The 9,778-nt window shown below is 62.7% G+C and carries 11 protein-coding genes, 1 tRNA gene and 2 pseudogenes; 10 read left to right on the forward strand and 4 right to left on the reverse strand.

The window, feature by feature from the left end; all coding sequences use genetic code 11:
- On the forward strand, window positions 1–350 hold a 350-nt coding region (locus VZ95_RS11430), incomplete at its 5' end, for a hypothetical protein (RefSeq protein WP_045775956.1).
- 22 nt (window positions 351–372) lie between these two features.
- On the opposite strand, the gene fghA is transcribed toward VZ95_RS11430, so the two are convergent.
- Together fghA and VZ95_RS11440 are read right to left on the reverse strand one after the other, a co-directional pair.
- Window positions 373–1,218: an S-formylglutathione hydrolase gene (gene fghA, locus VZ95_RS11435; RefSeq protein WP_045775957.1), complete on the reverse strand. Its 846-nt coding sequence runs from the start codon at window positions 1,216–1,218 to the stop codon at window positions 373–375.
- A pseudogene (locus VZ95_RS11440) lies at window positions 1,218–2,334 on the reverse strand (S-(hydroxymethyl)glutathione dehydrogenase/class III alcohol dehydrogenase). Before VZ95_RS11440 ends, fghA begins: the two are co-directional and overlap by 1 nt.
- A gap of 118 nt (window positions 2,335–2,452) precedes the next feature.
- Here VZ95_RS11440 and VZ95_RS11445 point away from each other — a divergent pair.
- The 4 genes from VZ95_RS11445 (at window position 2,453) to VZ95_RS11460 (ending at window position 5,264) form a co-directional block, all read left to right on the forward strand.
- Window positions 2,453–3,061: a TetR/AcrR family transcriptional regulator gene (locus VZ95_RS11445; protein ID WP_045775958.1), complete on the forward strand. Its 609-nt coding sequence runs from the start codon at window positions 2,453–2,455 to the stop codon at window positions 3,059–3,061.
- Between the two features lie 48 nt (window positions 3,062–3,109).
- The gene (locus tag VZ95_RS11450; RefSeq protein ID WP_045775959.1) at window positions 3,110–4,309 is read left to right on the forward strand and encodes an MFS transporter; all 1,200 of its coding nucleotides are present in this window, start codon (window positions 3,110–3,112) and stop codon (window positions 4,307–4,309) included.
- Window positions 4,310–4,374: 65 nt separating this feature from the next.
- Window positions 4,375–4,734 (forward strand): ArsR/SmtB family transcription factor, encoded by a 360-nt coding sequence (locus tag VZ95_RS11455; RefSeq protein ID WP_045775960.1) that lies wholly within the window; start codon window positions 4,375–4,377, stop codon window positions 4,732–4,734.
- Window positions 4,731–5,264 carry an SRPBCC family protein gene (locus tag VZ95_RS11460; protein WP_045775961.1) on the forward strand — a complete coding sequence of 178 codons (534 nt, stop codon included), beginning with the start codon at window positions 4,731–4,733 and terminating at the stop codon, window positions 5,262–5,264. Before VZ95_RS11455 ends, VZ95_RS11460 begins: the two co-directional genes overlap by 4 nt.
- Here VZ95_RS11460 and VZ95_RS11465 read toward each other — a convergent pair.
- Window positions 5,261–5,755 carry a hypothetical protein gene (locus VZ95_RS11465; RefSeq protein ID WP_045775962.1) on the reverse strand — a complete coding sequence of 165 codons (495 nt, stop codon included), beginning with the start codon at window positions 5,753–5,755 and terminating at the stop codon, window positions 5,261–5,263. The genes VZ95_RS11460 and VZ95_RS11465 overlap by 4 nt on opposite strands.
- A gap of 121 nt (window positions 5,756–5,876) precedes the next feature.
- Here VZ95_RS11465 and VZ95_RS11470 point away from each other — a divergent pair, with 121 nt between their 5' ends.
- Complete coding sequence (locus VZ95_RS11470; protein WP_198148247.1) at window positions 5,877–6,332, forward strand: VOC family protein; 456 nt, start codon at window positions 5,877–5,879, stop codon at window positions 6,330–6,332.
- A 50-nt stretch (window positions 6,333–6,382) separates the two neighbouring features.
- On the opposite strand, the gene VZ95_RS11475 is transcribed toward VZ95_RS11470, so the two are convergent.
- Window positions 6,383–6,472: transfer RNA gene (locus tag VZ95_RS11475), tRNA-Ser, on the reverse strand.
- A 251-nt stretch (window positions 6,473–6,723) separates the two neighbouring features.
- Here VZ95_RS11475 and rplU point away from each other — a divergent pair.
- The 4 genes and pseudogenes from rplU (at window position 6,724) to proB (ending at window position 9,697) form a co-directional block, all read left to right on the forward strand.
- Window positions 6,724–7,035, forward strand: coding sequence for a 50S ribosomal protein L21 (gene rplU / locus VZ95_RS11480; RefSeq protein WP_045775964.1), 312 nt, complete (start codon window positions 6,724–6,726; stop codon window positions 7,033–7,035).
- Between the two features lie 32 nt (window positions 7,036–7,067).
- On the forward strand, window positions 7,068–7,346 hold the full coding sequence (rpmA, locus tag VZ95_RS11485; RefSeq protein ID WP_045775965.1) for a 50S ribosomal protein L27: 279 nt from the start codon (window positions 7,068–7,070) through the stop codon (window positions 7,344–7,346).
- Between the two features lie 132 nt (window positions 7,347–7,478).
- Window positions 7,479–8,522, forward strand: a complete 1,044-nt coding sequence (obgE, locus tag VZ95_RS11490; protein ID WP_045775966.1) for a GTPase ObgE — start codon at window positions 7,479–7,481, stop codon at window positions 8,520–8,522.
- 10 nt (window positions 8,523–8,532) lie between these two features.
- Window positions 8,533–9,697 (forward strand): annotated as a pseudogene (proB, locus tag VZ95_RS11495) (glutamate 5-kinase).
- Window positions 9,698–9,778: the final 81 nt, after the last annotated feature.

Below are 9,778 nucleotides of genomic sequence, written 5' to 3' on the forward strand. Positions count from 1 at the left end.
ATCGTCTTGCCGAACTCGGCTATTGGAAGGCGGCTTTGTCGGCAATTGAAGAGGCTGTGAAAATTCGGCGGGATTTGGCTCTAAAGCGGCCCGATGCGTTTCTGCCGAGTTTGGCTATTTCGCTAGTCAACATGACAGCTTGCCTTGTCAATCTCGATGATCATAGCGCGGCGTTGTCCCCGAATGAGGAGGCAGTAAAAATACTGCGGGGATTGGCGGATACGTTGCCTGCCGTTTTTCGAAAGGAACTGCGAAACTCCCTCATTAGCCTCAGCACCGTCCTCAACGCCCTCGGCCGACCCGAGGAAGCCGCTGCCGCTGCTGCCGAGGCGGCGGGGCTGGAGGACTAAGTCCCCAAGCCCCGCGCCAGCCTTACCCCCGCAACCGCGCCCCATGCCAGGCCAGATGATCGGCAATAAAGCTGGCGATGAAGAAGAAGGAATGGTCGTACCCCTCCTGCCGTCGCAGGGTCAGCGGCTGGCCTGCGGTGGCGCAGGCGGCTTCCAGCAATTCCGGCTTTAATTGCGTTGTCAGAAAACTGTCGGCAGTGCCTTGATCGATCAGAATGTCGGGCAGCCGCGCACCGTCTTCGATCAGCGCGCAGGCATCATAGGCCCCCCACGCTGCCCGATCCGGCCCCAGGTAGCCGGTGAGGGCTTTTTCGCCCCAGGGGCAGTTGAGCGGCGAGACGATGGGGGCGAAGGCGGAGACCGAGCGGAAGCGGGCGGGGTTCCGCAGCGCCAGCGTCAGCGCCCCATGCCCGCCCATCGAATGCCCGCTGATGGCTTGCCGAGTCATATCCGCCGGAAGCTCCGCCGCCACCAACGCGGGAAGCTCGGTTTCGAGGTAGGAGCGCATCCGGTAGTGCTGCGCCCAGGGCGCTTCGGTCGCATCCACGTAAAAGCCTGCGCCGAGGCCGAAGTCATAGGCTTTTTGGGCATCGTCCGGCACGCCGTCGCCGCGCGGGGAGGTGTCGGGCGCGATCAGCATAAGCCCCAGTTCCGCCGCCACGCGCTGCGCCCCGGCCTTCACGGTGAAATTCTCCTCCGTGCAGGTGAGGCCCGACAGGAACCATAGAACCGGCACCGGCCCAGCTTCGGCCTGGGGTGGGGTGAAGACGGCAAAGCGCATCGCCGTCCCCGTTTCCGCCGAAGAATGCTGATAGGTGGCCTGGGTGCCGCCGAAGCATTTCGCTTGGGAAAGCCGTTCCAGCGCCATTAGTAGACCACCACCGAGCGGATGGATTTGCCTTCGTGCATCAAATCGAAGGCGGTGTTGATCTCATCGAGCGGCATCGTGTGGGTGATGAGGCTGTCGATATCGATTTTGCCGTCCATGTACCAATCGACGATTTTCGGCACATCCGTGCGCCCGCGCGCGCCGCCGAAGGCCGAGCCTTTCCAAACGCGGCCCGTGACCAGTTGGAAGGGGCGGGTGGAAATTTCGGTGCCCGAGGGGGCGACGCCGATAATAATGCTCTCGCCCCAGCCGCGATGGCAGCATTCCAGCGCTTGCCGCATGGTATGGACGTTACCGATGCACTCGAAGGAGAAATCCGCCCCGCCGCCGGTGATATCGACGATGGCTTCGACCACCTTGTCGCGGCCCACCTCATCGGGGTTGACGAAATGGGTCATGCCGAATTTCTTCGCCATCTCAACTTTGCTGGGGTTGAGGTCGACGCCGATGATTTTGTCGGCCCCGACCATGCGCGCGCCCTGGATGACGTTCAGGCCAATGCCGCCGAGCCCGAACACCACCACATTCGCCCCGGCCCAGACTTTCGCCGTATAGACGACCGCGCCGATGCCCGTGGTCACGCCGCAACCGATGTAGCAAATCTTGTCGAACGGCGCGTCTTCCCGCACTTTCGCCAGGGCGATTTCGGGCAGCACGGTGAAGTTCGAGAAGGTCGAGCAGCCCATATAGTGGAAAATTTCCGAACTGCGCTCGCAGGAAAAGCGCGTGGTTTTATCCGGCATCAGCCCTTGGCCTTGGGTCGCGCGGATCGAGGTGCAGAGGTTCGAGCGCTGCGACAGGCAGGTTTTGCACTGGCGACATTCGGGCGTGTAGAGCGGAATCACGTGATCGCCGACCTTGACCGAGGTCACGCCCGCGCCAATCTCCCGCACAATGCCCGCGCCCTCATGGCCGAGAATGGCGGGGAATTTGCCTTCGGAATCGAGTCCCGACAGCGTGTAGGCGTCGGTATGGCAAAACGCCGGTCGCCATAATCTCCACCAGCACTTCCCCCGCCTTGGGGCCGCCGATCTCGATGGTTTCAATGGTCAGCGGCTGATTGGCAGCCCAGGCAACGGCGGCACGGGATTTCATCGGGCGGGATCTTTCCAGTAAGGCAAAAGAGAGCGGCGTTAAGGTAAAGGCCGGGGCGGGGCGTCGCAATCGCTTAAAAGCGTTTGATTCGGAAACGATCGTTTTCTATAGTCGCGCTATGACGCAAACCCTACCGCCCGCTGCCCGAGGCCGCCCGCGCGAATTCGATATCGATGCTGCGTTGGATAAGGCCGCGCGGGTTTTTAGTGAGCGCGGGTATCACGCCACCTCAATTACCGAGCTGACCCAGGCGATGGAAGTGGCGCAGGGCAGCCTGTACAAGGCGTTCAAGGATAAGAAAGCCATCTTTCTGGCGGTTTTCGACCGCTTCAAACAGCAGCGGCGCGAGGCCTTCGACGCGCTGGTCGCGGACGGCAAAACCGGGCGGGAGCAGGTGCGCAACGCGCTCACCTTTTACGCCGAAAGCTCGCACGGGTTCGAAGGGCGGCAAGGCTGCTTGATTATCGGGAGCGCGGTGGAGCTTGCGATCTCCGATGATGAGATTGCCGAGCGGGTCCGGTTTTCGATGGCCCATGACGAGGCCGTGATGCAAAGCCTCATCCGCCACGGGCAGGCGGACGGCTCGATTGCGGCCAGTGTTTCGGCAGAGGGCGCGGCGCGGGCGCTCGTCTGCCTGATGAAAGGCATGCGCATCGTTGGGAAAACCGGCCGCAGCCGGGCGGAAATGACCGAAGCGGTAATGGCCGCTTTGCGGATTCTAGACTGATTTTTTTGGCTATTTTGGAAACGATTGTTTCCAATGATGGAGAGCAACATGACCACGCCTGAGATCGCGGCCCCGGCGGCCGAAACGCGGACGATTTCCGCTTGGATGATATTCTTATTGGCGGCTTCCTGCGGGCTGATCGCGGCGAACCTCTATTACGCCCAGCCGCTCGCCGGGCCGATTAGCGCCGAGCTTGGTCTGTCGCCGCAAGCCACTGGCTTGATCGTGACCCTCACTCAGATCGGCTATGGCGTCGGGCTGTTGCTAATCGTGCCGCTCGGCGATTTGCTGGAAAACCGGCGCTTGATTCTCACCATGATCGGGCTCGCGGCCCTGGCTTTGCTGGGGGCGGGGCTGGCCCCGACGGCGAGCGCTTTCCTTGGGGCGGCCGTCTTGATCGGGCTGGCGTCGGTGGCCGTGCAGATCATCGTGCCCTTCGCTGCCCATCTAACCCCGCCGGAGGTGCGCGGCCAAGTGGTCGGGAATATCATGAGCGGGCTGATGGCGGGGATCATGCTCGCCCGGCCGGTGTCGAGTTTCCTCGCCGATTTCCTGTCCTGGCGCGCGGTGTTTTTTCTCTCGACCGGGGTGATGGTCGGGCTCGCGCTGGTGCTGGCGAAAAACCTGCCGCGCCGGGCACCGCAATCGTCCTTACGGTACGGGGATCTGCTGGCCTCGCTGGCGAACCTCGCGCTGCGGACACCGATTCTGCAACGCCGGGCGCTGTATCAGGCCGCGCTGTTCGGCGCGTTTAGCCTGTTCTGGACGGTAACGCCGCTGCTGCTGGCCGGCCCTGCCTTCAATCTCTCGCAAAGCGAAATCGCGCTCTTCGCCCTGGCCGGGGCGGCGGGGACGGTGGCGGCTCCGATTGCGGGCCGCTTGGCCGACCGGGGGTGGAGCCGCCCGGCAACCGCGATGGCGATGCTGGTTGCGGCGGCATCCTTCCTGATAACCCACATTGCCCCCGAAGGCTCCGGCCTCGCGCTGGGGTTATTGGTGGCCGCCGCCATCTTGCTCGATTTCGGGGCGACGGTGAATATCGTCCTCGGTCAGCGCGCCATCTTTGCCTTGGGAGCCGAATATCGGAGCCGCCTCAACGGGCTTTATATGGCGACCTTCTTTACGGGCGGCGCGATTGGCTCAGCGGTCGGCGGTTGGGCGTTTGCTCAAGGCGGCTGGGAACTGGCCTCCTGGATTGGTCTCGCCCTGCCCGTGGCGGCCTTGGCCTATTGGACGAGCGAGCGGTGAGGGGGAGATAAATTCATTCAACCGATTGGTTGACTATGTGATGAGGGGTGTCTATATTCAACGTTATGGTTGAATTAGAAGCCCCTCAGTTAGATACAATCTTCCACGCCCTCGGCGATGCCACGCGGCGGCGCATGCTACGCGACCTTGCGGGAGGGGAGCGAACGGTGAGCCAGCTCGCCGAACCCTTCGCCATGTCCCTGGCGGCCGCCTCCAAACATATCAAAGCGCTTGAGGCCGCCGGGCTCATCCGGCGCGAGGTGCGCGGTCGCACGCATCTGTGTCGGCTGGAGCCGGGGCCGCTCGCCAGCGCGCAAGCGTGGTTGAATTTCTACGAACGCTTCTGGGTCGACCGTTTGGACGTTCTCGACCGGCTTTTGCGCGCCGCAGACGCCCGTCCTACCCCCACAGGAGACGATGCATGATCGACCTATCGACGCTGGACGCCTATGGCACGCTCACCGAGCCGACGACCTTGACCATCCAACGGCTCTTGCCCGGCCCCATCGAGCGCGGCTGGGCCTATCTCACCGAAAGCGACCTGCGCCGCCAGTGGATGGCGTCGGGGGACATGGAGATGAAGGTCGGAGCCACCTTTGAACTGGTCTGGCGCAATCACGAACTGACGGACCCGCCCGGCGAACGCCCCGAGGGTTTTTCTCCAGAACACCGTATGCAAAGCCGGATTGTCGACCTTGATCCGCCACACAAGCTGACGATCACATGGGGGGTAAGCGGAGAAGTCGCCTTCGAGTTGGAGCCGCGCGGCGAGAAGATGCTGCTCACCGTCACCCATCGCCGCATCCCGGATCGCGATATCTTGCTGAAGGTCAGCGCCGGGTGGCACGCGCATCTCGATATTCTGGTCGCGCGGGTGAGCAATACCGAGCCAGCCCCTTTTTGGGAGAATTGGAGCCGGTTGCACGCCGAATACGCGCGCCGACTGCCCGCTTAACGAAACCGGTCTAACCAGCGCTTTCCCCAGGCGCGCGCGGCGTCAACGCTGCTCCGAACCGCCCGCCACAGCGGCTGCCGGTCGAGCCAGCCGTGAACCCGCGCGCGCCACTCTATAATGAGCCGATGTGCCCAGGCGATGATGGTGAAGGTCAGGAGTTGCGCCCGGCATTCCCGCCACAGCGTGACGACCATCAGCCCGCCCAGCATTTTCAGCGCCACCAGCACGCCGAGGCCCGCCAAAAAATTCCCCGTACCGATCAAGGCGAGCGCGGCCACTTGACCGATCTCGGCCAGCCCCAGAAGCACGGCGAACAGCATCAGGGCCTGCCATTTAGAGCGCTGTCTCAGCCAGTGGTGAAACGCGGCCAGCGGAACGATCCGGTCCAAAACCCGGCGCAGGGCATCAAGCAGCCCCCAGGCCAGTTCTTCCAGCAGCACAAGCGCGCCGAGAAGGATAGCGGTAAGGCGGCGCAGGAAGGTTTTCACCATATCGGTCCTATCCGTAGGCATTTCTCTTCTGAAGCAGAAAAGATGCGGGAGAGTGGTGATATTGTGGCACCGAAAGTGGAACTTTTTGAGTTTTTGAGCATTCTCTCGTCAGAAAAGATCAATGCCCATGGTTCGTGTCGTCGGAATAGATCACCTGGCCATTCGCGTCAGCGATTTGGCCGCCTCGAAGTCCTTTTACAGCCGCGTTTTGGGCTTCATGGGGTTCGCGCGCGAATGGGAATTCGATAGGGTGGTCGGCTGGAACAATGGCGCGACGATGTTCTGGATCACGCAGGCCGATGCGGTCGGGCGACGCCATAAACACCGCACGGGTGATGTCGGTTACCATCATTATGCGTTTGAATTGGCGGCGCGGGGGGAGGTGGACGCGCTCTACGATTTTCTGCTGACGGAGAAGGTCGTGATCGTCGATGCGCCCGCCGCCTATCCGAGCTATGGCGAAGGCTATTACGCGGTCTATTTTCTCGATCCCGACGGGCTGAAGCTCGAAGCGATGCATTTTGTCGAAAAAGACAAGCGCCGCGCCCGCCGAGCGCGACCGACAGAGACCCCCTGAAAGCGCGTTAACCGCCACGTCTCAGGAAATCAACTTCTTACGAGGAAATTTGGCGGATGGGGAGGGATTTGAACCCCCGATACCCGTGAAGGTATGCCGCATTTCGAGTGCGGTGCAATCAACCGCTCTGCCACCCATCCGCACGACGCCATCTCCCTGGCAGACGGGAGCGCGTGTTTGTGGCGCGGATCAATAGCGACAAGCGCGGCCCCGTGCAAGAGGGTTTTTTGGGGGATTTGGCACTACCCTGTTTTTGCCGCGTGGCTCTTAAGCGCGGGCCTTTAGGAATGGAGTCGTTTTTTCCTTGACGGGGCGGGGCGCATGGGTAGAGTGCGCTCTCTCCGGCGGGCGCGGTGCGCCTCACTTTCTATTGTGGTCGAGTTAAACAACCATGTACGCAGTCATTCAAACCGGCGGTAAACAATACCGCGTCGCCCAAGACGATGTGATTACGGTCGAAAAGATCGAAGCCGCAGCGGGCGATTCCGTATCGCTCGACCAGGTTCTCCTGGTCGCGAACGGCGAAACCCTGGTTCTGGGCGATGCCCTGAACGGCAAGAGTGTGACGGCGGAAGTGGTGCGTCAAGCGCGCGGCCCCAAAATTATCATCTTCAAGAAGCGTCGTCGTCAGAACTCGCGCCGCAAGAATGGCCATCGTCAGGATCTCACGATCCTGAAGATCACGGCCCTGCCCGCGCTCTAAGCGACAGATCAAGGTTAGAGGAGTCTTACGAGATGGCCCATAAAAAAGCAGGCGGTAGCTCCCGCAACGGTCGCGATAGCGCTGGTCGTCGCCTTGGCGTGAAGAAGTTCGGGGGCGAAATCGTCATTCCGGGCAACATCATCATTCGTCAGCGCGGCACCAAGTATAAGCCCGGCAAGCATGTCGGCATCGGCAAGGATCACACCTTGTTCGCGCTGGTCGAAGGTATCGTGCGGTTCCACAAGAACTCGCTCGGCACCACCGTGTTCATCGAACAGCCGGAAGTGGAAGCGCTGCCGCTGGCAGCCTAACACCACGCGCGTTTCGGCCTTTCTCTCCCCCGGCCTGCCGCGCGGTGAGATATAGAGGTTAAGGGGGAATGGTCTGCCATTCCCCCTTTCACGTTTTGGGGCAGCGATATCGGCTCCTAGGATACCCTAACGATGAAGTTTCTCGATCAAGCCAAGATTTACGTGCGCAGCGGCGACGGTGGGGCGGGCTGTGTGAGTTTTCGGCGCGAGAAATTCATTGAATACGGCGGCCCGGACGGCGGCAACGGCGGGCGCGGCGGCGATGTGTGGGTGGAGGCGGTCGCCAACCTCAACACGCTGATCGATTACCGCTACCAACAGCATTTCAAAGCGCAGAACGGCATTCCCGGTATGGGGCGCTTACGCTCCGGTCCCGGCGGGCGCAGCGTGACCATGAAAGTGCCAATCGGCACGCAAGTTATGGATGAGTTCAACGAAACCGTGCTGCACGATCTGACCGAGCCGGGGCAGCGCGTGCTGCTGGCGCGTGGCGGCGACGGCGGTTTCGGCAACGATCATTTCAAATCCTCCACCAACCGCGCGCCGCGCCAATCCTCCCCCGGTTGGCCGGGCGTTGAAATGTGGGTGTGGCTGCGCCTGAAGCTGATTGCGGACGCGGGCCTCGTCGGCATGCCGAACGCGGGCAAAAGCACGTTTCTGGCGGCCTCCTCCGCCGCGCGCCCGAAGATTGCCGACTATCCCTTCACCACGTTGAAGCCGCAGCTTGGTGTGGTCGGGGTAGACGATAAGGAATTCGTGCTCGCCGATCTGCCAGGCTTGATCGAAGGGGCTTCCGACGGCGTTGGCCTCGGCCACCGCTTCCTCGGCCATGTCGAGCGCACGCGCGTTATTCTGCACCTCATCGACGGCACGGCGGAAGACGTGGCGGAGAATTACGCCATCGTGCGGCAAGAGTTGGAAGATTACGGCGGCGGGCTAACCGACAAGCCGGAAATCATCGGCCTCAATAAAACCGATGCGCTGCTCGATGATGAAATCGACGAAAAGCGCGCGGCGCTGGCCGAAGCCAGCGGGCAGGAGCCCGAGGATATTCAGTTGCTGTCCGGGGTGACGGGGCGCGGCGTTCTCGACCTTTGCCGCCGCCTCTATGGCGTGATCGACCGGGCGAAAACGGACGAAAAAGCCGCCTCCGAACACGTTCCCTTCCAGCCCTGAGCCTCGCCCGATGACCGCGCTCGCCCCCGTTGACACGCAATCCCTCGCTACAGCGCGGCGGTTGGTGGTGAAAATCGGCTCGGCGCTGCTGGTCGAGAGCGACACCGGGGCATTGCGGCGCGACTGGCTGAATGCCTTGGCCGACGATGTGGCGAGCTTACGGGCGCGCGGCATGCAGGTGATGATCGTTACCTCCGGCGCGGTGGCGCTCGGGCGTGGCTCGCTCGGGCTGCTCGGCAAGGCGCTGCTTCTCGAAGAAAAGCAGGCGGCGGCGGCCACAGGGCAAATCCGCTTGGCGCACGCCTATCAAGAAGCGCTCGCCCGCCACGGGCTGACGGCGGCCCAAGTGCTGCTCACCCTCGAAGATACCGAAGAGCGTCGCCGTCATTTGAACGGCCGGGCCACCTTGAACGCGCTGCTCGCCTTGGGCGCGGTGCCGATCATTAACGAGAACGATACCATCACCACGGCGGAAATCCGCTTTGGCGATAACGACCGGCTGGCGGCACGCGTGGCGCAAATGGCGAGCGCCGATACGCTTGTGCTGCTGTCGGACATCGACGGGCTCTATACCGCCGATCCGCGCGTCAATCCCGAGGCGCAACATCTGCCGGAAGTCCGCGCGCTGACGCCGGAAATTCTCGGGATGGCCGGGGAAGCGCTACCGGGTTTCTCGTCCGGCGGCATGGTAACGAAGCTGCAAGCCGCGCGCGTCGCGCTGTCGGCGGGCGCACGGATGGCGATTGCCTTGGGCAAGACGCTGCATCCGCTCCAAGCCCTGCTGAACGGTGCGCGGTGCACCTGGTTCCTGCCCCAGGCCGAACCCTTGACGGCGCGCAAGCGCTGGATGCGGCGTCGGTGAAACCCGCTGGGATTCTCACCGTCGATGCGGGGGCGGTCGGGGCCTTGCGGGCGGGGAAAAGCCTGCTGCCCGCAGGCGTGCGGCAGGTGCAGGGCAGTTTCGAGCGCGGCGATCTTGTCGTGGTGCAGGGGCCGACTGGCGTTACGCTGGCGCGCGGCTGATCGCCTATGATAGCGCCGATGCGGCGCGGATTGCTGGGCGGCGCAGTAGCGATATCGAAGCGCTGCTGGGCTATCGCGGGCGGGACGAAATGATCCACCGCGACGATTTGGTGATGGAACCCCAGGGGGATGCGCCGCATGGACCAGCCTGATCTCGCAACGCAAATGGCCAACCTCGGCGCGCGCGCGAAAGCCGCGTCGGCAATTCTATCGCAGACCAGCGGCGCGCAACG

The sequence above is a fragment of the Elstera litoralis genome (assembly GCF_000963705.1).
GTDB lineage: Bacteria > Pseudomonadota > Alphaproteobacteria > Elsterales > Elsteraceae > Elstera > Elstera litoralis.